This is a genomic window from Actinokineospora sp. UTMC 2448, from assembly GCF_024760565.1.
GTDB classification, from domain to species: Bacteria; Actinomycetota; Actinomycetes; order Mycobacteriales; family Pseudonocardiaceae; genus Actinokineospora; species Actinokineospora fastidiosa.
Genome location: NZ_CP031087.1, coordinates 6,257,101 through 6,279,995 on the forward strand (window position 1 = coordinate 6,257,101; position 22,895 = coordinate 6,279,995).

Sequence of the window (22,895 nt, forward strand, 5' to 3'; positions counted from 1 at the left end):
CCTCGCCCTCCGTCACTGTCTCGCGCACTCCGACGTTCGGTCTGCTTAGGAATCGAAGCCCACGTCCATGTACTGGTCGACGTTCTCCTTGGTGACCACCGCGGAATACGTGGTGATGGACGCGGGGACCTCGTGCTCGGCGAGGTCGCCCAGCCCCTTGCTCTGGCCCAGCAGGCGGGCCAGCGCGATCGCCGACGACGCCATCGAGGGGCTGTAGAGCACGGTCGCCTTGACCACGCCGGAGTCGGCCTTGATCAGGTCCATCATGTTCTTCGAGCCCGCGCCGCCGACCATGATGAACTCGCTGCGGCTGGCGCTGTCGATCGCGGCCAGCACGCCGATGCCCTGGTCGTCGTCGTGGTTCCACAGCGCGTCCAGCTTGGGCGCGCCCTGCAGCAGGTTCGCCGTCTGCTGCTCGCCGGACTCCGGGGTGAACTGCGCCGACACCCTCGGTCCGACCTTGAAGCCGTGCCCGGCCAGCGCGTCGGCGAAGCCCTTGCTGCGCTGCTGGGTCAGCGGCAGCGAGTCGATGCCCGCGACCTCGCCGATCACCGGGTTGGCGATGTTCTTGGCCTTCATCTGCTGGCCGATGTAGTTGCCCGCGTTGACGCCCATACGGTAGTTGTCGCCGCCGATCCAGGTCCGGTACGCGAGCGCGGTGTCGAACACCCGGTCCACGTTGATCACGGGGATGCCCGCGTCCATCGCCTGCTTGCCCACGGCCGTGAGCGCCTTGCCGTCGAAGGGCAGGATCACCAGCACGTCGACTGCCTCGTTGATCAGCGACTCGACCTGCGCGATCTGCTGGTTGACGTCGTTGGTGCCCTCGGTGGCCTTGAAGGTGACCTCGGAGAACTGCTCGGCCTGGGCGCGGGCGTTCTTCGTCATGGCCGCCATCCAGCCGTGGTCGGCGGCGGGGGCGGAGAAGCCGATGGTCACGGGCGCGCCGGGGGCGCTGTTCTCCCCCGTCTGGCCCGCGACGGCGGCGGTGTTCGTGCTGCCGGGCGCCTCGTTGGAGGTGCAGCCGACCAGGACCGCGGACGCGCCGACGGCGGTGGAGCCCCACAGGAACTTGCGGCGGTCGAATGAGGGCATGGCGAATCTCCAGCGGTGTGTGCGGGTGGAGTGGATGGTGCGGGGAAGGTCAGGTCTTGTCGGCGTTGCGCCGGGAGGTCGTGCGCTGCAGCAGCACCGCGGCGACGATGATCACGCCCTTGGCGATGTTCTGGATGTCGGTGTCGAGGTTGTTCTGGGTGAAGATGCTGTTGAGCACGGTGAAGATCAGGACGCCGATGAGCGTGCCGATCAGCGTGCCGCGCCCGCCGCTGAGCAGCGTGCCGCCGATGACGACCGCGGCGATCGCGTCCAGCTCGTAGAACAGGCCGTTGGTGGACGCGCCGGAGGTGGTGCGGGCGATGACCATGATCGCGGCGATGCCGCAGCAGAGCCCGGCGATGCCGTAGACCAGCGCGGTGTGCCGCTTGACGTTGATGCCCGCGAGCCGGGCGGCCTCGGCGTTGCCGCCGACGGCGAAGGTGCGCCTGCCGAAGGTGGTGCGGTTGAGCAGGACCCACCCGACGGCGAACACCAGCGCCAGCATCCAGATCAGGATCGGCACGCCGAGGAAGTCGCCGCGGAAGAAGTCGGTGAACCCGGTCTCGCTGACGACCTGCGTGCGCCGCCCGGAGATCCGCTCGGCCAGGCCGCGCGCGGAGGCGTACATCGCCAGGGTCGCGATGAACGGGACTATCTTCCCGTAGGAGATCAGTACCCCGTTGACCAGGCCGCAGGCGAGCCCGACGAGCAGCGCGCACAGCACCATCACGACCGGGCCGTAGGCCTGGGTGGCCAGCGTGGTCGCCCAGACGCTGGCCAGCGCCACGATCGAGCCGACCGACAGGTCGATGCCGCCGCTGATGATCACGAACGTCATGCCGACGCTGACCACGCCGATGGCGGCGGCCAGGCGCAGCATGGTGGAGATGTTGGCCTCGGTGAGGAAGCTCTCCGGTCGGGTGACGTACCCGACGACGCACAGGAGGACCAACACGCCCAGCAGCCCGGCCAGCCGCAGGTCGAGCCTGCTCGCGGACTTGGGGGGCGCCAGGGGCGCGGGGGTCTCCGCCCGCACCGCCGTCTGCTCCGGCGCGGCCATCAGATCGCCTCCTCGGGGTCGAGGGCATGCGCGCTGCCTGTCATGACATGCCCCTCCATGACTAGGTCGAGAACCGCGGCCTCGGTGAGGTCGTCGGCGGGTCGGTCGGCGACCACGTGGCCCTCGCGCAGCACCAGCACCCGGTCGGCGAGGCCGAGCACCTCGGGCACCTCGCTGGACACCAGGACCACGGCGACGCCGGACGCGGCCAGTTCGCGGATGAGCCGGTAGAGCTCGGCGCGGGCGCCGACGTCGACGCCCCGGGTCGGCTCGTCCAGCAGCAGGACCCGGCAGCCGTGCACCAGCCAGCGGGCCACGACGGCCTTCTGCTGGTTGCCGCCGGAGAAGGTGCCGACCAGCCTGCGCGGGTCGGCGGGGCGCAGCTCGAGGCGCTCCAGGGTCGCCTTGGCGTCGCGGTGCTCGCGCGCGCGGTCGAGGTAACCGGCGGTGCTGTAGGCGGGCAGGCTCGCCAGGGTCACGTTGTGGGCCAGCGGCAGGTCGAGCAGCAGGGCCTGGCTCTTGCGCTCCTCGGGCGCCAGGCCGACGCCCGCGCGGACGGCGGCGCCGACGCTGCCGGGCCGCAGCCGCTTGCCGTCGACGGTGACCGTGCCCTTGTCGGGCCTGCGGGCGCCCGCGATCGTCTCCAGGATCTCGCTGCGGCCCGCGCCGACCAGGCCCGCGATGCCGACGATCTCCCCGGCGTGCACGGTGAAGCCCACGTCGGCGAACTCGCCCCTGCGGCTGAGGCCCTCCACCCGCAGCACCTCGGTGGTGGGGTCCACAGTGGTCTCGTCGCGGTGCGGGAACACGGTCTCGACCCTGCGGCCGGACATCAGGTCGACCAGCTCGGCGGTGGGCGTGTCGGCGGGCAGGCCGGTGGCGACCGTGCGGCCGTCCTTGATCACGGTGACCCGGCTGCCGATGCGGCGGATCTCCTCGAGGCGGTGGGAGATGTAGACGATGGCGACGCCGTCGGCGGTCAGCTCGGCGACGATGCGGAAGAGGTTGTCCACCTCGTCGGAGGCCAGCGCGGCGGTGGGCTCGTCCATGACGATCAGCCGGGCGTCGTGGGCCAGGGCGCGGGCCATGGAGACCAGCTGCTGGCCCGCGGCCGAGAGGGTGCCGACCTCGCGGTCGGGGTGGATCTCCGGGTGGCCGAGCCTGCGCATGAGCGCCGCGGTCGCGGTGCGCGCCGCGGCCTTGCGCGCGAAGCCGAACCGGGCGGGCTCGTGGCCGAGGAAGATGTTCTCCGCGACCGAGACGCCGGGCACCAGGTCCAGCTCCTGGTACATGGTGGCCACCCCCAGCCGCAGCGCCGCGACCGGCGACGACAGCCGGACCGGCTCGCCCTGCCACCGGATCTCGCCCTCGTCGGGCTGGTGGGCCCCGGCCAGCACCTTGATCAGGGTCGACTTCCCCGCGCCGTTCTGGCCCAGCAGGCAGTGCACCTCCCCGGGCTCGACCACCAGGTCGACCCCGTCGAGCGCGCGCACGCCGGGGAAGCTCTTGCCGATCCCCGTCATCGCCAGCAGCAAATCGGCCTCCTCCTGGTGGCTGACCTCACAGGCGGCAGCCTGATTCACCAGCGATATCGCTCGCAATAGTCCGAAGAGAGCAGCGTTCGGGCGCAACTTTTGCTGATGATCAGCAAAAGTGTGCGCCTAACAGCCGAAACCTGTCTTTCACATTGCCGAATCCTCGCCGATGGCGAGTTTGTGACAGTCACTTCTGTGCCACGCAACCATCGGCTGCGACCGAGTGGTAGGTCAGGGTGACGGTCGAGCGGAGGCCACGGGGTGCGCGAGCCGGAGGGGTTCGAGGAGTTCGTCGCGGTCGCGTCCGCAAGATCCTGGTCACCACCTACGCCACCTGGTGGCGCCGGCGCTGGCGCGCAAAGGAGCCGACCGAGGTGCTGCCCGAGGCGCCCGGCGGGCGCGGACGCCGGGGTGGCCGAGCGGGACTGGGTGTGGCGGGCGCTGGGGGACGCTGCCGCGCAAGCAGCGGGCCGTGGTCGTGCTGCGCTGCTTCGAGGACCTGACCGAGGCCAGGGTCGCCGAGCTCATGGGCTGCTCGGTGGGCACGGTCAAGAGCCAGACCAGCCGCGCGCTCGCGGCGCTGCGCCTGGACGAGTCGGTGATCGGGGAAGGGGTGGTCCGGTGAACCTGGCGGAGTTGCTGGACGAGCGCTCGCGGCTGCCCGAGGACCCCGGCGCGGTTCGACGCGGTGCGCGCCCGGGTGCGGGCGGGCAGGCGGCGGCGGGCTGCCGCGGCGGCGATCTGCGCGGTGGCGGCGATCGCGGGGATGTCGTACGCGGTGTCCTCGACGCGGGTCGCGTCCGCGCCCGCCGGGCCGGTCCCGGTCGAGGGGTTCGCGGAGTACCTGGGCGGGGCGCGGGTCATCGCGCAGGGCTCGGGCGAACTGCCCGGTGGCGTGGTGAGGCTGCGGTTCACCCCCGGCGCCGACGAACTGGTCCTGTTCACCCGCTGCGACGTGGCACCCGGTTCGCCATCGAGGTCCGGCTGAACGGGAAGCCGGTCCGGACTCCCGGCGACTGCGGTCCCGGCCTGCGCACCTCCCGGCTCACGGACGCGCGTCCCGGGACGCCCGCGGAGCTGGTCGTCACGGTGACGTCCGCCGAATTGGGCGACCCGCGCCAGCCGACCCCCGTCCCGGTGCCCGACAGCGGGGGCTTCGCGGTGGCGATCGGGCAGGCGGTCCCGGTGTCGGAGTACCGCTTTCCGCCCCGGCCCGCCGAGCTGACGCCGATCCAGGGGTTCTGGCAGTCCGCGGTTGCCCCGCTGCGGGGTTCCGGGGCGGGCGTCCGCGAGGCGGTGCTCACCTGGCCGGAGGGGCCCCATTCGCTCCTGATCGAGGCGAACACGCCTGGCGCCTACATCGTCCGGGTGTCCGGTGTGGAGGTCGCCCGGCACATGACCTGGGACTACACGCCCCACGTCCTGGGCGGGGTCGACGTGCCGCACGTCCGGCCGGGTCAGCGGGTGACGGTGTCCGTCGAGGTCCAGCGGTCCACCGGCGACTGGGCGGTGCACCTCACGCCGGACTCGTGAAGGCGCGCTCGGTCGCCGACCAGGCAGCGCCGATGACGCCCGCGTCGTCGCCGAGTTCGGAGAGGACGATGGGGAGGTTGCCGGTGGCCAGCGGGAGCGAGCGCCGGTAGACCGCGCTGCGGACCTCGGCGAGCAGGGCGTGGCCGAGCCGGGAGACCCCGCCGCCGATGACGACCATCCCGGGGTTGAGGAAGCTGACCAGCGAGGCGACGACCTGCCCCAGCCTGCGCCCGCCCTCGCGGACCAGGCTGGCCGCGGCGAAGTCGCCGGAGGCGGCCGCGGTGCCGACGTCGCGCGCGGTGAGCGAGCCGGTGGCGGCCAGGGTCTCGGCCAGAACGGGCGAGCGGCCGGTGCGGGCGAGGGTCAGGCCGTCGCGGGCCAGGGCCGCGCCGCCGAAGTACGCCTCGAGGCAGCCGACCTCCCCGCACGCGCAGGGCGGGCCGAAGTCGTCGAGCCGCACGTGCCCGATGTCGCCCGCGGTGCCAGCGACGCCGCGGTAGACGCGTCCGCCGAGGACGATGCCGCAGCCGATGCCGGTGCCCACCTTGACGAAGATCAGGTCGTCCAGGCTGCGCGCCACCCCGGCGTGCCGCTCGCCGAGCGCCATGACGTTGACGTCGTTGTCCACGGTGACCGGGCATCCGAGCGCGCTCGCCAGCTCGTCGCGCACGGGATAGCGGTCCCACCCGGGCATGATCGGCGGCGCGACCGGCATGCCGTCCCGGAAGCTGACCGGCCCGGGAAGCCCGATCCCCGCCCCGATGAGCCGCCCCGGCGCCCGCGCGGCGGTGCGCGCGGCCAGCTCCCGCGCGCGCCGCAACACCTCGACGGGCCCGAGCCGGACGTCGCACTCCTCGCTCGCGGAGGCCAACACCTCGCACCGCCCGTCGGTGACGGCCGCGGTGATGGAGGTCGCCCCCACGTCGATCCCGATCACCCGCAGGTCATCCGCGAGATGCACCAACGTGGACCGCCGCCCGCCCCGACTCGCAGCAGGCCCCCCGACCTCCACGAGCCCGTCGTCGATCAGCCTGCCCAACTCCGCGGCCAACCGAGCCCGGGGCAACTCCAACCGCTCCCCGAGCGCCACCCTCGACAACGCGCCCTCGTCCCGCAGCACCCCCAGCATGCGCCCCTGCTCCCGCGACCCCGCCCGCGGCGCCTGTCCGTCCACGCCCACCTCCCGTGCCGCTTATTGAACACCGGCACAGCAGCCGAATGGGAGGATCCGCCGTTCGGGTCGATGAACGGGCGCCGTTGCCTGCCGTGGCGAGGAGTCGCGTGGCTACACCGCCACCGCGCTGACCGGACGCGGCAGGACCGTCATGTGGGCGGTCAAAGCTGGCCAGACCAACGTCGTGGCGCCCCAGGTCAGACCGCCGCCGAACGCCGTCAGCAGGAGGCGTTCGCCCGCGTGGAGTTCGCCGTCCACCGACGCCTCCGCCAGCAGGACGCCGATCGAGGCGGCGGCCGTGTTGCCCATGTGGTCCACATTGGACACGGTCTGCGCGGGCACGAGGCCGAGGCGTTCGCCGACGGCGACCGAGATGCGGTTGTTGGCCTGGTGCGGGACGAATTTGTCCACATCGGCCATCGACAGCCCGGCCTTGACCATCGCCTCCTGCGCCGAGGCCGCCATGCGCTCCACCGCGTGCCGGTACACCTCGCGTCCGCGCATCTGGAAGAAGTGGTCCTCCGGCGGCGCGAGCGTGCCCGCCGAGCGCTGGCGGGAGCCGCCCGCCGGGATCTGGATCAGGTCCGACAGGCTGCCGTCGCTGCCCAGCACGATCGGGCCGACCGCGCCCGGCTCGTCCGGGGAGCCCGCGCGCAGCACGACCGCGCCCGCGCCGTCGGCGAAGATCACCGCGGTGCTGCGGTCCTGCGGGTCGAGGATGGTCGAGAACGCCTCCGCGCCGATCATCAGCACGGTCTGGGCGTTGCCCGCGGCGATGAGGCCCACCGCGCTGGCCAGGCCGTACAGGAAGCCGGTGCAGACGGCGTTGACGTCGTGCGCGGAGATGCCCGTCATGCCCAGCCGGGTCGCCACCTCCGGCGCGGTCGCCGGGCACAGCCGGTCGGGCGTGGTCGTGGCGACGACGACCGCGTCCACCCGATCGATGCCCGCCGAGCGCAGGGCCAGCTCGCCCGCGGCGACGGCCAGGTCGCCGGTGGACATCCCGGGGTCGACCCAGCGCCGGGACGCGATGCCGGTCCGCGAGCGGATCCACTCGTCGGAGGTGTCGAGGTAGCCAGCGAGGTCGTCGTTGGTGACGACGCGCGGCGGGATGGCGGCGCCCACCCCGGTCACGACGGCGGCGGTCATCGGGCGGCTCCCATGGGTTCCTCCTCAAGGGCGTACGGGTGGGCCTGCCGCTCCGGCAGGCTGCGCAGATCCCCGTCGTGCAGTTGTCCGGCGAAGCTGAGCAGCGGCGGCCCGTCCCCGGGGACGCCGGTGACGACCTCGGCGACGACCAGGTGGTGGTCGCCCGCGAGCGTGACCGACCGGACCTCGCAGCCCAGCCGGGCCAGCGAGCCGTCGATGAGCGGCGCGCCGCTGAACCCGTCGGGCAGCCAGTCGACGCAGTCGAACTGGACGAGGCCGAGCGGGCGGCGCGGGTCGGCGAACCAGCCCGCCAGCCTGGCCTGCCCCGCGCCGAGGATGTTGACCGCGAAGCGCGCGCCGGGCGCGCCGACGAGCTCGCCGAAGCGGGAGCCGGTGCCGAGGCAGATCGCCAGCAGCAGCGGGTCGCGCGACACGGCGCTCACCGAGCTGACGGTGGCCCCGTGGGCGTGCTCGCCGTCGCGGTAGGTGAGCACGGCGACGCCGGAGGCGAGCTTGCGCAGCGCGGCCCTGGCCTGGGGGATCATGCCGCCTCCGCGTGGTACAGGAAGATCATCTCGGCGGTGAGGGCAGCGCCCTCGGCGGACTCGACCTCGACGGAGACGCCGAGGGTCACCTCGGTGTAGCCCTTGGGCCTTGGCCGGACCCCGGTCAACCGGACCGCGCCCCGCACCCGCGAGCCGACGGGCACCGGCTTGCCGAGGCGCACCTTGTCGAAGCCCTTGTTGATGATCAAGTCAGCGCCGTCGACGGCGAAGGTGTCGGTGACCATCGCGGGCAGCATCGACAGCGTCAGCATCCCGTGCGCGATCGGCCCGCCGAACGGGCCGTCCGCGGCGCGCACCGGGTCCACGTGGATCCACTGGAAGTCGCGGGTCGCCTCGGCGAACTGGTCGACGACCTCCTGGGTCAGCGGGTACCAGTCCGACACGCCCAGCTCGCGGCCCGCGTGGGACTCCAGCTCGCTCAGCGGGATGCTCATCGGACCGCGGCTATCTCGTGCTGCTGCTCGGGCGCGGCCGCCGCGGCGGGCACGGTCCCGCCGACGGCGTGCACGCCGCCGTCGACGTGGATGACCTCGCCGGTCACCGCGGGCAGCCAGTCCGACCAGAGCGCGCAGACCGCGCGGCCGACGGGCGTGGCGTCCTCCTCGTCCCAGCCCAGCGGGGCCCGCTCGCGCCAGACGGTCTCGAACACCCCGAAGCTCTTGATCGCGTTCGCCGCGATCGTGCGCAGCGGGCCGGAGGCGATGAGGTTCACCCGGATGCCCTGCGGGCCGAGCGCGTGGGCGAGGTAGCGGTTGGCGCTCTCCAGGCCCGCCTTCGCCACGCCCATCCAGTCGTAACCCGGCCAGACGACGCTGGCGTCGAAGTCGAGGCCGACGATCGAGCCGCCGGGCATCAGCGGGGCGAACGCCCTGGCCAGCGCCGCGTAGGAGTAGGTCGACACGTGCAGCGCGGTGGCGACGTGCTCCCACTCGGCGGTGAGGAAGCCGCCGTCGAGGGCGTCACCGGGGGCGTAGGCGATGGAGTGCAGGATGCCGTCGAGGCCGCCCCACTTCTCCTCGATCCGCAGCACGGCCGCGGTGATGTGGTCGGGCTGGGTGACGTCGAGCTCCAGCACCTCGGCGCCGAGGTCGTCGCCGAGCCGCTGGGTGATCCGCAGTCCTCGGCCGAACCCGGTCAGCGTGACCTGCGCGCCCTGCTCGATCGCCAGCCGCGCCGCGGCGTAGGCGATGGACTTGGTCGACACCACGCCGGTGACGAGCAATCGCTTTCCGTGAAGGAACATCGCTACCTCATCGGGGTTGACGGTTCGGCACGGCACCGATGCTCAACGTCCGGCCTGACGGGGAGTTGATGCCGGACTGACCAGGGCGGACACATCGGCCCAAACCTCGCGCACCGCACCGGCGAATCCGTTTACCATCGGGATACGCCTTGCATCAGAGTCCTGATACATGGAAGCATTCGAAGGTACCAGCGGTCCGGCCGTCGCCCGACCAGCCACAGGAGTTGACCATGCTGACCTACCGAATCCTCGGTCCGATCGAGGTTCAGGCAGAGGGGGAACCCGTCGAGATCAACGGGACGTTCCAGCGCACGCTGCTGGCCGCCCTGCTGGTCAACCACGACCGCCTGGTCCTGACCGACTCGCTCATCGGGGAGCTGTGGGAACACAACCCCCCGCGCAACGCGGAGAACGCGTTACAGGCGCATATCAGCCGGTTGCGCAGGCGGCTGCGGTCCGTCGACCCGGACGAGACCGCGCCCCGGTTCCTGAGCATGCCGTCGGGATACCGCCTCTGCCTCAACGACGACACCTTCGACGCCGACATCTTCACCCACGCCCTGCTGGACGTGCGGGCGAACACGGCGCTGAGCCCGTACGAGATGATCACCAAGCTGCGCGACGCCCTGACGCTGTGGCGCGGCCCGACCTTCGGCGGCAACCTCGGCGGCTTCATCTGCCAGGCAGCGGCCGTGCGCTACAAGGAGTACCGCGCCGCGGCGCTGGAGCGGCTGTTCGAGGCGGAGCTGAAGATCGGCCGCCACAACGAGATCGTCGCCGAACTGAGCGAGCTGGTGGAGAGCGAGTCGCTGAACGAGCGGCTGTGCCAGCAACTCATGGTCGCCCTCTACCGAGGCGGCCGCCAGCGCGACGCGCTCGCGGCGTACCAGCGCATGCGCAACCGCCTCATGGACGAACTGGGCGTGGAGCCGTCCCCGGTGCTGCAGAAGTGCCAGATGGCGATCCTCGCCCACGACCCCGCCCTCCAACCCCGACCGGTCCCGGCCCACACGAACTCCTGACCCACCCCGCCGACGAGCGCCCACGCTCGTCGGCGGCGTTCTTCCGGACCGACGCCCTCCCAGAAGTCGGCCCCAGGCGAACCCCGCCCGATGAGCAGGCGGCGGTATTCCCTCGCCGAAAGCAGGCCCTCCGGCACGACGGCCGCCGACGGACCCGCGGCGACACCTCCCCGCCTCCGACAAGACGGCCCCGCCCGAGCCCACAACGGCGCTCCTTCGCCGAAGCAGGCCCATCGCGCCCTGGCGCGGGCGGCTCACCGGGTCGCCCGCAGCACTTCGTGCCCGACCATGTCGAGCGTGACCCGATGAGTCGGCTCGCCTTCGCACCGAAACGGACCGGCTAGCCACCACGCCCGCCCGGCCTACTTCCCCTCCGCGTCCCGCCACCTCCGTTGACGGCGGACCAGCTGGTGGAAGGCCTCCTTGAAGGCCGCGTACGCCTCCCCTCCCATCTCCTCGCGGTGGCGGTTCTCGATGGCGGCCAGGATGGCGCGGGCCTTGGTGATCTCGTCGATCCCGTGCTCGGTGGGGACGACGAGTTTCGCGCGGCGGTCGGCCGGGTCGGGGGCGCGGCGGACGTAGCCGAGTTTCTCCAGTTCGTCGACGATCGTGCCGACGATCTGCTTGTGCTGGCCGGAGCGCTGAGCGAGGTCTGTCGCGCGGGTGCCTTGGGGGTCCAGGTAGGCCAGCACGGCGCCGTGGCGGGGGCGCACATCCGGGTGGCCCTGCTCGGCGAGGGTGTCGAAGAGTTCCTGTTGCAGGGAGAACAGCAGCTTGCCTGCGAGCATGGCCAGGTCGGGCTCGCGGGTCATGGGCGGCTCCAATTAGTCACGATCCTTGACTATCAACACCCATGACTATAGCCTCGGTTCCAGTGATCGCGAAAGGAACCCCCCATGACCACGCAGCTGTTCGTCAACCTCCCCGTGCGCGACCTGGCCGCCGCGAAGGGCTTCTTCACCGCGCTCGGCTTCGCCTTCAACCCGATGTTCGCCGACGAGAACATGGAGGCCATGGTCGTCAACGACCACACATCCGTCCTGCTCCTCACCGAGCCCTACTTCAAGTCCTTCACCAAGAAGGACATCGCCGAGGCGGGCACCGAGGTGGTCCTGGCCGTCGGCGCCGAGAGCCGCGAGCGGGTCGACGAGCTGGCCGACGCCGCCGTCGCCGCGGGCGGCCAGGCCGCAGGCGAGCCCACCGACCTCGGCTTCCTCTACCGCCGCGCCTTCACCGACCTCGACGGACACCTCTGGGAGGCCATGCACATGGCCATGCCCGCCAACTGAACCGGAAACCGCCTGAACGGAGACCGCCATGACCGTCGACGAGTACATCGAGACGCGCGTAGCGCCCGCCCACCGGCCCACCGTGGCCATCCTGCGCGAGCTGATGAAGCAGCACGCCCCCGACGCCCAGGAGGTGATCGCGTATGGGTCCCTCGCCTGGCGGGGCGCCAAGAACCTGGCGATCGTCAGCGCCGCCAAGACGCACATCACCTTCGCCTTCGACCGCGGCGCCGAGTTCACCGACGCCCACGGCCTGCTCGACGGCGTCGGCAAGAAGACGAGGCACGTCAAGCTCAAGAAGCCCGACGACATCGACCGCGCCGCGCTGGGCGACTACATCACGCAGGCCGTCGAGCTGGACAGGCAGTGAAGAAGACCAGGGCGCGGGAGAGACTCCCGCGCCCTGGCCACCCATGATTCCCGCGATCGGATTCACTCCACAGGCGCCTCCCGCAGGGTCCCGGACTCGGTCAGGAACCGGTCGACGAAATCGAGCCGGTGCGTGCCAGCGCGGAACGTCGCGTGGGACATGAGCTCACGGTGGAAGCCGATGGTCGTCGACACACCGGCGCAGTCGAACTCGGCGAGGGCGCGGTCCATGCGGGCCAGCGCCTCCTCGCGCGAGTCGGCGTGCACGATCACCTTCGCCAGCAGGGAGTCGTAATACGGCGGGATCTTGTACCCCGGGAACCCGTGCGTGTCCACGCGCACACCCGGCCCGGCGGGCGGGACGAACCGCTCCAGGCGGCCGAAGGAGCCCGCCCAGTCCCGGGCGGCGTCCTCGGAGTTGATCCGGCACTCGATCGCGTGGCCGGACAGCGCGATGTCGTCCTGGGTGAACGCCAATCGCTCGCCCGACGCCACCCGGATCATCCACGCCACCAGGTCGATCCCGCTGCGGACCTCGGTCACCGGGTGCTCGACCTGGATGCGGCTGTTCATCTCCATGAAGTAGAACTCGTCGCCCGCGACCAGGAACTCCACCGTCCCGGCGCTGCGGTACCCGGCGGCGGCCGCGCCGGTCACCGCGGCGGCGCAGATCTCCGCGCGCATCGACTCGCTGAGCACGGTGGACGGCGACTCCTCCACCAGCTTCTGCTGGCGGCGCTGGATCGAGCAGTCGCGCTCGCCCAGGTGGACGATGGTGCCGTGGTTGTCGCCGAGGACCTGGACCTCCACGTGCCGGGCGCCCGTCACGAACCGCTCCAGGTAGACCCGGTCGTCGAGGAAGATCGTGCGCGCCGTCTGCTGCACCTCGGCGAGCGCGGCGGGCAGGTCGTCGGCGCGGTGGACGACCTTCATCCCCTTGCCGCCGCCCCCGGCGGCGGCCTTGAGGATGACCGGGTAGCCCACGGCCGCTGCGCGCTCCAGCGCCTCGGTCGCTCCCGACAGCGGCTCCTCGCTGCCCGAGGGCAGCGGCAGCCCGGCGGCGGCCATGGCCCGGCGGGCGTTGGTCTTGTCGCCCATCGCGGTGATGACGTCCGGCGGCGGGCCGATGAAGGTGATGCCCAGGTCCTGGCACACGGACGCGAACTGGGCGTCCTCGGACAGGAACCCGTAGCCGGGGTGCACGGCGTCGGCCCCGGTCTTCTCCGCGGCGTGGATCAGCGCGGGCACGTTCAGGTAGCTGCGCGGCGACGGGCCCGGCCCGACGCACACGGCCTCGTCGGCCAGGGCGACGGCCCGCGAGTCGCGGTCGGCGGCGGAGTAGGCGATGACGCTGGGGATGCCCAGCTCGCGGCAGGCCCGGATGACCCGGACGGCGATCTCGCCGCGGTTGCAGACCAGGATCTTGTCGACCATGTCCGCCTCACGCCGGGTCGATGCGGAACAGCGGCTGCCCGAACTCGACGACGTCGCCGTCGGCCGGGTACACCGCCCCGATGACGCCGGGCCGGTCGGCGACGACCTCGTTGAGCATCTTCATGGCCTCGACGATGGCCACCTGCTGCCCGGTCTCGACCCGGTCGCCCACCTCGACGTACGGGGCCTTGCCCGGCCCGGGCTGGCGGTAGAACACGCCGACGAGCGGGGCGGTCAGGTCGTGGCCGAGCGACACCGCGTCGGCGACGGGCTCCGGCGCGGGCGCGGCGGCGGCCACCACGGTCGTCTCGGCCGTGGGCGCCTCGACCTCCCACTGGATGTCGCCGACGGTCACCGCGATCCGGGCAGCGCCGGTGCGGCGCAGGATCTCCGCGAGTTGCCCGGCCCCGGCGAGCGCGGCGGCGACCTCGTCGGTCTGCGCGGTGCGCCGGTTCAGCCGGGGGACCTCGCTGAGCTGGGCCGCGTCCAGAGGTGACATGATCTACAGCCTTTCGGTGTCGGCGTCGGCGAAGGTGCCCGCCGAGCGCAGCCTGCGGTACCTGCGGTCCAGCAGCTCCCCGAGCGGGACCTGCCGCAGCGGGGCCAGTTCCGCGCTCAGCGCGGCGCGCACGGCCGCGAACGTCGCCTCGTGGTCGGTGTGCGCGCCGCCGGGCGGCTCGGGCACGATCCGGTCGGCCACGCCCGCGGCGTGCAGTTGCGCCGCGGTCAGCCGCAGCGCCTCGGCGGCCTCCGGCGCGCGGCCAGCGTCCTTGAACAGGATGGACGCGCACCCCTCCGGGCTGATCACGGAGTAGATCGTGTTCTCCAGCATGACCAGCCGGTCGGCGACACCGAGCGCGAGCGCGCCGCCGCTGCCGCCCTCGCCCACCACGATGGACACGACCGGCGTGCGCAGCCCGGCCAGCAGCGCGAGGTTGTCGGCGATGGCACCGCTCTGGTTCTCCTGCTCGGCGCGGATGCCGGGGTAGGCCCCCGGGGTGTCCACGAACGTCACCAGCGGCGCGCCGACCCGCTCGGCGAGCCGCATCAGCCGGGCGGCCTTGCGGTAGCCGGAGGGGTGCGGCATCCCGAAGTTCCGGGCGACGCCCTCGGCGGTCCCCCTGCCCTTGCGGTGCCCGATGGCGACGACGGCGGCCCCGTCGAACAGGGCCAGTCCGCCCACGACGGACGGATCGTCCTCCTTGGACCGGTCGCCGCGCAGTTCGAGGAAGTCGTCGAACACGCCGGCGGCGTACTCGGCGAAGTGCGGCCTGCGGCCTTCCCTGGCCAGGCGGACCACGTCCCACGCGCTCCCGGCAGGAGCATCGGAGACAGGGGTTTCCGCAGTGTGGGCGGTGTCGGACGGCTCGGGCGGGGCCGTCACCGCGGCGTGCCAGCGCAGGACACGCGCGATGGTCAGGCGGAGTTCGGCGCGGCCGACGACGGCGTCGATGTGGCCGTTCTCCAGGAGGAACTCGGCGGTCTGGAAGCCGGGCGGGAGCTTCTGCCGGATGGTCTGCTCGATGACCGTCGGCCCGGCGAAGCCCGCGCGGGCGCCGCGCTCGGCGATGATGATGTCGCCCAGGCTGGCGAACGACGCGCTCACGCCGCCGTAGACCGGGTCGCACAGGACGGACACGTACGGCACGCCAGCGTCGGACAGCCTGCGGAGGGCGGCGGCGGTCTTGGCCATCTGCAGCAGGGAGAACACGCCCTCCTGCATGCGCGCGCCGCCGGAGGCCGAGCAGACGACCAGCGGGGTCCGCGTGGCCAGCGCGTGCTCGGCAGCGCGGCTGACCTTCTCGCCCACGACCGCGCCCATGCTGCCGCCCATGAAGCCGAAGTCCAGCACGCACAGCACGACCGGGTGGCCCAGCACCGAGCCGACGCCCCACACCGCGGCGTCCTGGCGGCCGGTCTTGCGGGCGGCGTCGCGCACCCGGGCCGGGTACGGCTTGCTGTCGACGAACTCCAGCGGGTCCAGCGGGCGCAGGTCGGCGTCGTGCTCGGTGAAGGTGTCCACCAGCAGGTCGACGCGCTCGCCCGCGGTCAGCGGGTAGTGGTGGCCGCACTCGGGGCAGGTGTTCTGGTGCCGCGCGAGCCGGTCGCGGTGCGCGCCTGCCCGGCAGCCAGGGCACTTGACCCAGGTCCCGGCGGGGACGTCGCGGATGCGCGCGCGGATCTCCTCGGCGCGGCTGAGCATGTCGGTCATGACGCGGTGGTGGGGACGCGCTCGCCGCGCAGGGCCACCGGGGCCGCGCAGACGCGGGGCGGGACGTCCGGCTCGGCCGACGCGGCGGCCTTGGCGGCCAGCATGGCCTCCTGCCGGGTCAGCGAGCGGGTCCGCACGATCTGGTACTCCGCGCGCACCCGCGCCCGGGTCTGCCCGCCCTGGCTGATGAGCACCTCGGCGCTGTAGTCCTGCCGGGCGGGCTTGGAGGTGTCCAGCCGGGTCAGCGCGCACTCCAGGTCCACGCCCAGCGGGAACACGTAGCCCTCGAAGCCCGCGGCCAGCGAGCACAGCACGAAGGAGTGGGCGTCGCCGTCGACGACGAGTTCGTGGTTGGCCAGGTGCATGAGCTGGCGGGCCGCCTCGATCAGGACCATGCCCGCGACGTGCTGGCCGGTCACGTGGTCGAGGACCAGTTCGTTCATGTCGGACAGGTTCAGCCGCGCGGCCAGCCGCGACGGGCCCCTGCGGCGGGCGTCGGCCAGCATCACGTTCTCCTGGCTGCGCTTGTGCACCAGGTCGGCGGGCACGACGACCGGGACCGCGGGCAGGTGGAACCCGCTCAGCAGCCCCCGCCTGGCCAGCTCCGCGGCCACGACCTCCCAGTCGGACGCGTCCACGCCCTGACCGGCGCCGAGCCGCACGGGATGGGGCAGATCGTCATATAAACCACCGCGGATGTTTCCGATGAACCGGTTGACGGTGGCCACGCCGTCGTTGGCGGCGAAGGCCGAGAAGCGCTCCCCGACAAGGTGGATCGTTGGCCTGTGCTGCACGTCCATGTCTGCGGTCCCCTCGTGTTAAACCTCTGCGCTGTATCAGGATACGAACTTGTCTTCGTATGGCTGAGTCCCATCAGAATGATGACCACGCTGCGTACCCGAAGTCAAGCACGTCCAGACCGCGCTCCGAGCCCCCACATACGTTGTCGGACAAGGCTTTTACTATCGTTAGCGCCTGGACAAAGCGCTGACAAACCACTGAATGACAGCCATCCGACAGCCGACTGACGCTACCCCGTTCGGCGGCACCCTCGGGTAGCCGCTAACGTCGTGGACGCGCGCAGCGATAGGACCGCGGTCATGGCGGAGACAGGGAATCGTCGGACGATAGGCCCGACGGCCGGTAATCGGGGGCGCCTGCGCCGCCCGGTCGATCGCTTGTTCATGAGCGTCCTTCACGTTGTCCGGACACAGCGGCGCCCGCGCCGCAGCGACGCCAGGGACCTTACTTGATCTACGCCATCCGGGGAACACCCTCGGGCGCGGTTGTGGCCGCAATCGACAGCGCCCTATCATAAGTCAGATTCGTAACAGGAGGCTGGCTTGAATACACGGTCTGGCATCGCGGACCTGGAGGCGGAGATCGCCCGTCGCCCCGGTCACGCCATCAAGCGTGCCGAGCAGGCGCTGACCACGGCCAAGGCCGCGGCTCTGCGCGCGTTCGACCTCACTGTGCCGCAGTACGCGGGACTGCTGGTCCTCTCCTACCTCCCCGGCGCGTCCGGGGCGCAACTGGCGAGGATCTGCGCGGTCACCCCGCAGACCATGGCGACGGTGTTGGCGAATCTGGAGGCCAAGGGCCTGATCACCCGCACCCCGTCGAGCGTGCACCAGAAGGTGTTCGTCACCAAGCTGACCCGGGCGGGCAGCGCGCTGCTCAAGCGGGCCGACGTCAAGGCGCACGCGGTCGAGGAGAGCCTCGCCGCCGAGTTCACCGAGGAGGAGCTGGCACGCTTCGCCGACTACCTCGAACGCGCGGTGAAGGTGCTCGGCGGCAAGTGACCCGCCGCGAGGAGAGGGGCCGCAGCGGACTGCGGCCCCTCTCCCATGTTCGAGTTCTGACATGAGACCGTGCCCTGCTATACTTCGGGCGCATACTCACGGCCGGGAGGGGACCACATGAAGACCGCATCCCCTGGTGGTCCGGCCGCACCGGGCCTGCGGGAACTCGGCGCCACCATCCGGTCGGCCGAGCACGCGATCAGCACGAGGACCGCGCAGCTGCTGCGCACGCTGGACCTCACCGTGCGCCAGTACTCGACGATGATGGTCCTCGCCGAGCGCCCCGACCTCTCCGGCGCGCACCTGGCCCGGCTGTGCCTGGTGACCCCGCAGAGCATGGCCGCCATCCTGGCCAAGCTCGCCGAGCGCGAGCTCATCGAGCGCACCCCGTCGGACGTCCACGAGCGGGTCCTGCTGGCGCGGCTGAGCGCCAAGGGCTGGGCCGCGCTGCGCAAGGCCGACGCGCTGACCGAGTCCGCGGGCGCGCGCCTCACCGGCGTCCTGCGGCCCGCCGAGCGCAGCCAGCTGCGCGACTACCTGCAGCGCGTCATCGACGCGTTCAGCCCAGCGCCCGACGACGCGCGCTGACGGGCGCGGCGGCCGGTGTCAGCAGCCGGTCAGACCCCCCTGCGACCTTGGGATGGCGAAACCGGGCCGGGTTTGACGACCCAGTCCGGTTTCGACCTGCGCGGATGCGGTGCGGGATAAGGATTCCTCACGTATTCGAACCTTGATCTATACCAGTACCCTGATATCGTGGTCCTCGACTCATCACACGCCCCGCGGGGCTTGCACACGAGGGGTGAAGACCATGACCGTGACCGCGGAACCCTCCCTGGCGACACTGTTCGACCCCGCCGCCCGCCCCGACCCGTACCCGGTGCTGGCTGGACTGCGCAGCGCGCCGCGGGCCGAGCTGGGCGGCGCCCTGGTCGTCGTCGGCGACTACCGCAACTGCTCGGCGGTGCTGCGCGACCCGACGGTCAGCAGCGACCGGCAGCGCTCGCTGCTGGGCGCCACCTTCGGCGCGACGCCGGACGAGGTCCCGACCGACTCGTTCCTGTCCATGGACGCGCCCGACCACACCCGGCTGCGCGGCCTGGTGGCCAAGGCCTTCACCCCCCGCGTCATCGCCGCGCTGGAGCCGCGCATCCGCGAGATCGTCCGCCGCCAGCTCGACTCCGCTTCGGAGGCGACCGCGATGGACGCCGTGTCGCAGCTGGCCAACGTGCTGCCGGTGACCATCATCAACGAGCTGCTCGGCGTGCCGCCGGGCGAGCACGACATCCTGCAGGACTGGTCGAACCGGCTGGTGCGCGCCCTCGACCCGGCCACCGACATCGGCGACCCGATGGTGATCGCCGACGTCGAGCTGGCCAAGAACGGCTTCCGGTCGTTCTTCGCCGACCTGATCGCCTACCGGCGGGTGCGCCCCGGCGAGGACCTGCTCTCCCGGCTGGTCCAGCTGGAGCGCACCAGCGACGCGCTGTCGGAGGCCGAGCTGCTGGCGACGTGCTCGCTGCTGCTGGTCGGCGGCTACGAGTCCACCGCGAACCTGATCGCCAACGGCGTCCTGGCGCTGACCCGCCACCCGGAGGCGCTGGCCGCGCTGCGCGAGGACCCGGCGCTGGCCTCGACCACCGTGGACGAGGTGCTGCGCTATGACACGCCCGCGCAGATGGTGACCCGCGTGGCGCGGCGCGCCACCCACATCGACGGCGTCCCGGTGCCGCAGGACGGCGTCATCATGCTGCTGCTCGCCGCCGCCAACCGCGACCCGGCCGCCTTCGCCGACCCGGACCGCTTCGACCCCAGGCGCGCTGCCAACCACCACCTGGCCTTCGCCGCGGGCCCGCACTTCTGCATCGGCGCCAGCCTGGCCAAGCTGGAGGCGGGCATCGCCCTGTCCGAGTTCGCCCGGCGCGTGCAGAACCCGGAGGTCGACGAGGAGCTGCTCACCTACCGTCCGCACGTGAACCTGCGCGGTCCCGCTCGGCTGTTCGTCCGCTACGACCGCATCCGGCCGTAGGGCGTGCCCGGCGGATCACCCCGCGCGGGATCCGCCGGGCGCGCCTGCCGTCAGCGGTCGGTCAGGCTTGCGCACCACAATGGACAGAGGGGGGAGCCGGGCTCTCCCTTTTGTCGTTTCCAGTGGGGAGCCGTCATGACCGAAACCCTCACCCGAACCACGCCAGCGGCCACCATCTCCGAGCGGATGGAACGGCTGCCGGTGCTGACCAGCCATCGGCACCTGACGCTGGTCATCGGGATCGGGCTGTTCTTCGATTTCTTCGACAGCAACTTATCCGGCACCATCGCCAAGGTGCTGCAGGCCGACTTCGCCTTCGACGGCACGGCGCTGAAGCTGATGCTGGCCTCGGCGTTCGTCGGCCAGTTCTTCGGCTCGATCTTCCTCGGCCGCTTCGCCGACCACTACGGCAGGCGCCGGGCGTTCATGCTCAACCTGGGCATCTACTCGTTCTTCACCCTGCTGGGCGCGCTGGCCCCGAACGCGGCGTGGCTGATCGTCACCCGGTTCATCGCGGGCGTCGGCATCGGCGCGGAGAACGCGCTCTCGGACAGCTACCTCGCCGAGATGCTGCCCGCCCGCAAGCGCGGCCGGTTCATCGCCTGGGCCTACACCGCGGGCTTCTGCGGCGTCCCCGCGGTCGGGTTCGCGGCGCTGTGGCTGGCCCCGCAGCAGATCATGGGCATTGACGGTTGGCGCATCCTGTTCGTCCTGGGCGCGCTGGGCGCCGCGGTCGTGTGGATGCTGCGCCGCGCGCTGATCGAGTCCCCGCGCTGGCTGTCGGTGCAGGGCCGCGACGCCGAGGCCGACGTCCTCGTGCGGGCCATGGAGCGGGAGGCTGGCGTGGAGAGCCCGGCGCTGGCGCCCTCGCCCGCGCCCGGCAAGCGACCCGGCATCCGGTCCCTGTTGACCCGTGAGTACCGCAAGCGGACGCTCGTGCTGTGGACGTTCAGCATCCTGTCGGTGACGGCGTACTACGGCTTCGGCACGCTGGCGCCGCAGGTGATGGCGGCCAAGGGGTACGGCATCCTGGCGAGCCTGGGCTACGTGGCGGTGTCGTTCATCGGGTACCCGATCGGGTCGCTGCTGTCGGTGCCGCTGATGGACCGCTTCGAGCGCAAGACGCTGCTGGCCGGGTCCGCCCTGGCGATGGCCGCGTTCGGCCTCGGCTTCGGCCTGGCTGGCTCGGTGCCGCTGATGGTCGCGTGCGGCGTGGGCTACACGCTGGTCAGCAACATCTTCGCCAACGCGTCGCACGTGTTCCTCGGCGAGCAGTACCCGACCCAGATCCGCTCGACAGCGGCGGGCATGGCGTACTCGTTCTCCCGGCTCAGCGCCGCGGCGATCCCGTTCGCGCTCCTGCCGGTCCTGTCCGCCCACGGTGCGGGCGCGCTGTTCACCGTCATCACGGCGTGCATCGTGGTGATGGTCGTCGTCCTCCTGGCCCTAGGCGACCGAACCACGGGCGTCGAGGTGGAGCAGTACGTGAAGGGATAACCCGATGGCGGTGGGACCTCTGTTGCGGCAGTGGCGGCAGTTGCGCCGGATCAGCCAACTGGACCTGGCCCTGGCCGTGGACAGCTCGGCGAGACATCTGAGCTTCGTGGAGACCGGCCGGGCCCGGCCGTCGCAGGCGATGCTGCTGAAGCTGGCCGAACACCTGGAGGTCCCACTCCGCCAACGCAACGCGCTGCTGGTGGCGGCGGGGTACGCGCCGGTGTACTCGGCTCTGGCGCTGGACTCGCCGCCACTGGCCCCGGTGCGGGCGGGGTTGGAGCGTCTGCTGGCGGCCTACGAGCCGTACCCGGCTCTGGTGTTCGACGGCGGCTACCAGGTGGTGGCCGCCAACGCCGGGGTCCAACGGCTGCTGGCGGGCGTGGACCCGTCCCTGTGCGACAACCTGATGCGGGCCCTGCTGCACCCTTCGGGCCTGGCGCCTCGCGTGGTGCACTTCCCGGCCTGGCGGCTATACATGGTGGAACGCTTGGAACGCGCCCTGCCCGCTTGGCCCGCTTTGCGAGCGTTGTACGACGAGGTGTCGGGTTATGAGGTGGTCCGCGGAGCCGTAGGCGGCAACGGCCCGCTCCCCGACGCCGGGTTGGTGGCCCAGCCTTTCCAACTGGAATGCGACGGCACCGTGCTGTCCTTCGTCACCACGGCGACGACGTTCAACACCCCACTGGACGTCACGGTGTCCGAGCTGGCCGTCGAGGCGTTCCTGCCAGCAGACCAGCACACGGCCTCGTTCCTACAGGGTTGACCTAGGTCGAAAGAGGCCACGACGGTTCACCCCCGGCAAATTCGCCCACATGGACATCCATTCACGGCACCGACCACCAGGCAGTGCGCCCCCTTGTTCTCACCGGAGCGTTACTCGTACCCCGAACTCCCGCAAGACCTCGATGACCGGACTTACTAGCGCTTCACCCATCCTTTCTCGCGTGTCGTCGTAGCGCTTCCAGATCAATTCAAACATCGAACTGGTGGCCCGGGTCGTCGCCAGACAGTCGGCGAGGCCGTCGAGCGTGGACCCAAAGTACCCACCCGGGCCGTTGACGGATTCGCCGAGCGCGCAATAGAAGCTGGCTTCCCCCAGAATCAGTTCACCATCCAGCTCGCATATATCGCCAACCTCATACCGCTGAGCCGCATGACCGGCGGTGAACCATGCGTTCTGCGCCACGTGCAGCCAGCTGGCGTGGCATGAGGCCGGGCTCCTCGCCCACTCTCCCCGTAGCACCGGACCTCCAGTGGCCCATCGTCTCCACACCGCTCCCGCAGCGGCGTACGGGCAGGTGTAGCCGTAGAACGTGGCTACGAAGCCCGGTGAGGCGCGACCACTTTCCGCACCGAATTCAGACCGCAAACCCACTCGCCCGACGAAGTATCTTCCAATCAGCCTTCCCGTCACATCGACTACTTGCAGTTCCACATCCAGCAGGTCCGCGCCGACGCGAATTGGTCCTACCGCCGACCCGAAGATCAGGACATCCTCGTCGTGAGCGTGCCGGGAATCCGCGAAGAATCCCTCAATATCCTGCGCAAGAATGTACGGCGCTTCCGAGTCCTCGTCGACCAAGCGGTACAGCGGAGCAGTAGCCGAGCAACTATCCATCACACTCCTCCCGCTAGCGACACAGCCATCCATCATAACGGAGAATACCGCTAGCCTGCTGGCGGTCTTCCAACTTCTTCAACTACCTTGGCCAGTATTAGGGAAGAGGGTGCGGTGAATTATCCCGCCGACTTCCGGCGCTGCGGACGTTCGGCCTTCGCATACGCGCGACAGGAGAAGCCGTCCCAAACCCGGAGGCGGAGCGGCTTCCCCTGATCAGGACTAGCTGCGTTCAGTGAGCACACCTGGTGGCCGCGGGCGCGAGTCC

At 71.3% G+C, this 22,895-nt stretch carries 25 protein-coding genes; 11 read left to right on the plus strand and 14 right to left on the minus strand.

All coding sequences use genetic code 11. The annotated features are described in order from the left end of the window. Positions 1-45: 45 nt before the first annotated feature. The 3 genes from Actkin_RS28740 to Actkin_RS28750 are packed head-to-tail and all read right to left on the minus strand — an operon-like array spanning position 46 to position 3,678. Positions 46-1,095: a substrate-binding domain-containing protein gene (locus Actkin_RS28740; protein ID WP_258904968.1), complete on the minus strand. Its 1,050-nt coding sequence runs from the start codon at positions 1,093-1,095 to the stop codon at positions 46-48. Between the two features lie 49 nt (positions 1,096-1,144). Beyond that, positions 1,145-2,155 carry an ABC transporter permease gene (locus tag Actkin_RS28745; protein WP_258904969.1) on the minus strand — a complete coding sequence of 337 codons (1,011 nt, stop codon included), beginning with the start codon at positions 2,153-2,155 and terminating at the stop codon, positions 1,145-1,147. Beyond that, the gene (locus Actkin_RS28750) at positions 2,155-3,678 is read right to left on the minus strand and encodes a sugar ABC transporter ATP-binding protein (protein ID WP_258908003.1); all 1,524 of its coding nucleotides are present in this window, start codon (positions 3,676-3,678) and stop codon (positions 2,155-2,157) included. The genes Actkin_RS28745 and Actkin_RS28750 overlap by 1 nt, the downstream gene beginning before the upstream one ends. Before the next feature lie 349 nt (positions 3,679-4,027). On the opposite strand from Actkin_RS28750, the gene Actkin_RS32805 reads away from it, so the two are divergent. The 3 genes from Actkin_RS32805 to Actkin_RS28765 all read left to right on the plus strand — a co-directional run bounded on the left by Actkin_RS32805 (position 4,028) and on the right by Actkin_RS28765 (position 5,223). After that, entirely contained in the window at positions 4,028-4,315 is a 288-nt protein-coding gene (locus Actkin_RS32805) for a sigma factor-like helix-turn-helix DNA-binding protein (protein WP_396122899.1), read from the plus strand. Between the two features lie 63 nt (positions 4,316-4,378). Next, complete coding sequence (locus Actkin_RS28760) at positions 4,379-4,678, plus strand: hypothetical protein (protein ID WP_258904970.1); 300 nt, start codon at positions 4,379-4,381, stop codon at positions 4,676-4,678. Positions 4,679-4,779: 101 nt separating this feature from the next. Then, positions 4,780-5,223 carry a hypothetical protein gene (locus Actkin_RS28765; RefSeq protein WP_258904971.1) on the plus strand — a complete coding sequence of 148 codons (444 nt, stop codon included), beginning with the start codon at positions 4,780-4,782 and terminating at the stop codon, positions 5,221-5,223. Here Actkin_RS28765 and Actkin_RS28770 read toward each other — a convergent pair. The 5 genes from Actkin_RS28770 to fabI all read right to left on the minus strand — a co-directional run bounded on the left by Actkin_RS28770 (position 5,207) and on the right by fabI (position 9,355). Next, positions 5,207-6,352, minus strand: coding sequence for an ROK family transcriptional regulator (locus tag Actkin_RS28770; RefSeq protein ID WP_258908004.1), 1,146 nt, complete (start codon positions 6,350-6,352; stop codon positions 5,207-5,209). The genes Actkin_RS28765 and Actkin_RS28770 overlap by 17 nt on opposite strands. Before the next feature lie 156 nt (positions 6,353-6,508). Beyond that, positions 6,509-7,546, minus strand: a complete 1,038-nt coding sequence (locus Actkin_RS28775) for a beta-ketoacyl-ACP synthase III (RefSeq protein ID WP_258904972.1) — start codon at positions 7,544-7,546, stop codon at positions 6,509-6,511. After that, a complete protein-coding gene (locus Actkin_RS28780; protein ID WP_258904973.1) occupies positions 7,543-8,091 on the minus strand; it encodes a flavin reductase family protein in 549 nt (182 codons plus the stop codon). The genes Actkin_RS28775 and Actkin_RS28780 overlap by 4 nt, the downstream gene beginning before the upstream one ends. Then, entirely contained in the window at positions 8,088-8,546 is a 459-nt protein-coding gene (locus tag Actkin_RS28785) for a MaoC family dehydratase (RefSeq protein ID WP_189209654.1), read from the minus strand. The genes Actkin_RS28780 and Actkin_RS28785 overlap by 4 nt, the downstream gene beginning before the upstream one ends. Next, positions 8,543-9,355: an enoyl-ACP reductase FabI gene (fabI, locus tag Actkin_RS28790; protein WP_258904975.1), complete on the minus strand. Its 813-nt coding sequence runs from the start codon at positions 9,353-9,355 to the stop codon at positions 8,543-8,545. Before fabI ends, Actkin_RS28785 begins: the two co-directional genes overlap by 4 nt. Positions 9,356-9,585: 230 nt before the next feature. Between fabI and Actkin_RS28795 the strand changes: the two genes are divergently transcribed. Continuing rightward, positions 9,586-10,377: an AfsR/SARP family transcriptional regulator gene (locus Actkin_RS28795; RefSeq protein WP_189209652.1), complete on the plus strand. Its 792-nt coding sequence runs from the start codon at positions 9,586-9,588 to the stop codon at positions 10,375-10,377. A gap of 362 nt (positions 10,378-10,739) precedes the next feature. Here Actkin_RS28795 and Actkin_RS28800 read toward each other — a convergent pair whose 3' ends face one another. Further along, the gene (locus Actkin_RS28800) at positions 10,740-11,189 is read right to left on the minus strand and encodes a MarR family winged helix-turn-helix transcriptional regulator (protein ID WP_258904976.1); all 450 of its coding nucleotides are present in this window, start codon (positions 11,187-11,189) and stop codon (positions 10,740-10,742) included. 84 nt (positions 11,190-11,273) lie between these two features. Here Actkin_RS28800 and Actkin_RS28805 point away from each other — a divergent pair, with 84 nt between their 5' ends. Then, on the plus strand, positions 11,274-11,666 hold the full coding sequence (locus tag Actkin_RS28805; RefSeq protein WP_258904977.1) for a VOC family protein: 393 nt from the start codon (positions 11,274-11,276) through the stop codon (positions 11,664-11,666). Between the two features lie 28 nt (positions 11,667-11,694). Then, positions 11,695-12,036, plus strand: a complete 342-nt coding sequence (locus Actkin_RS28810; RefSeq protein WP_189209649.1) for a DUF1801 domain-containing protein — start codon at positions 11,695-11,697, stop codon at positions 12,034-12,036. 62 nt (positions 12,037-12,098) lie between these two features. Here the strand turns inward: Actkin_RS28810 and Actkin_RS28815 are convergent, their stop codons facing one another. Genes Actkin_RS28815 through Actkin_RS28830 form a run of 4 tightly spaced genes read right to left on the minus strand, consistent with a single transcriptional unit; the run spans position 12,099 to position 16,481 of the window. Further along, positions 12,099-13,469: an acetyl-CoA carboxylase biotin carboxylase subunit gene (locus Actkin_RS28815; RefSeq protein WP_258904978.1), complete on the minus strand. Its 1,371-nt coding sequence runs from the start codon at positions 13,467-13,469 to the stop codon at positions 12,099-12,101. Positions 13,470-13,476: 7 nt separating this feature from the next. Then, a complete protein-coding gene (locus Actkin_RS28820; protein ID WP_258904979.1) occupies positions 13,477-13,968 on the minus strand; it encodes an acetyl-CoA carboxylase biotin carboxyl carrier protein in 492 nt (163 codons plus the stop codon). Positions 13,969-13,971: 3 nt separating this feature from the next. Beyond that, positions 13,972-15,672, minus strand: coding sequence for an acetyl-CoA carboxylase carboxyltransferase subunit alpha (locus Actkin_RS28825; RefSeq protein WP_396123010.1), 1,701 nt, complete (start codon positions 15,670-15,672; stop codon positions 13,972-13,974). Positions 15,673-15,677: 5 nt separating this feature from the next. Beyond that, positions 15,678-16,481, minus strand: coding sequence for an AfsA-related hotdog domain-containing protein (locus Actkin_RS28830; protein ID WP_189209646.1), 804 nt, complete (start codon positions 16,479-16,481; stop codon positions 15,678-15,680). 543 nt (positions 16,482-17,024) lie between these two features. Between Actkin_RS28830 and Actkin_RS28835 the strand changes: the two genes are divergently transcribed. From Actkin_RS28835 to Actkin_RS28855, 5 genes are all read left to right on the plus strand, one after another. Then, positions 17,025-17,483, plus strand: a complete 459-nt coding sequence (locus Actkin_RS28835) for a MarR family winged helix-turn-helix transcriptional regulator (RefSeq protein ID WP_258904981.1) — start codon at positions 17,025-17,027, stop codon at positions 17,481-17,483. Positions 17,484-17,600: 117 nt separating this feature from the next. After that, complete coding sequence (locus Actkin_RS28840; protein WP_189209644.1) at positions 17,601-18,071, plus strand: MarR family winged helix-turn-helix transcriptional regulator; 471 nt, start codon at positions 17,601-17,603, stop codon at positions 18,069-18,071. A gap of 223 nt (positions 18,072-18,294) precedes the next feature. After that, positions 18,295-19,512, plus strand: a complete 1,218-nt coding sequence (locus tag Actkin_RS28845) for a cytochrome P450 (RefSeq protein WP_189209643.1) — start codon at positions 18,295-18,297, stop codon at positions 19,510-19,512. Between the two features lie 135 nt (positions 19,513-19,647). Beyond that, positions 19,648-21,009 (plus strand): MFS transporter, encoded by a 1,362-nt coding sequence (locus Actkin_RS28850; RefSeq protein WP_258904983.1) that lies wholly within the window; start codon positions 19,648-19,650, stop codon positions 21,007-21,009. A 4-nt stretch (positions 21,010-21,013) separates the two neighbouring features. Beyond that, complete coding sequence (locus Actkin_RS28855) at positions 21,014-21,772, plus strand: helix-turn-helix domain-containing protein (RefSeq protein ID WP_258904984.1); 759 nt, start codon at positions 21,014-21,016, stop codon at positions 21,770-21,772. Positions 21,773-21,871: 99 nt separating this feature from the next. Here Actkin_RS28855 and Actkin_RS28860 read toward each other — a convergent pair whose 3' ends face one another. Beyond that, complete coding sequence (locus tag Actkin_RS28860; RefSeq protein WP_258904985.1) at positions 21,872-22,591, minus strand: barstar family protein; 720 nt, start codon at positions 22,589-22,591, stop codon at positions 21,872-21,874. Between the last annotated feature and the right edge of the window lie 304 nt (positions 22,592-22,895).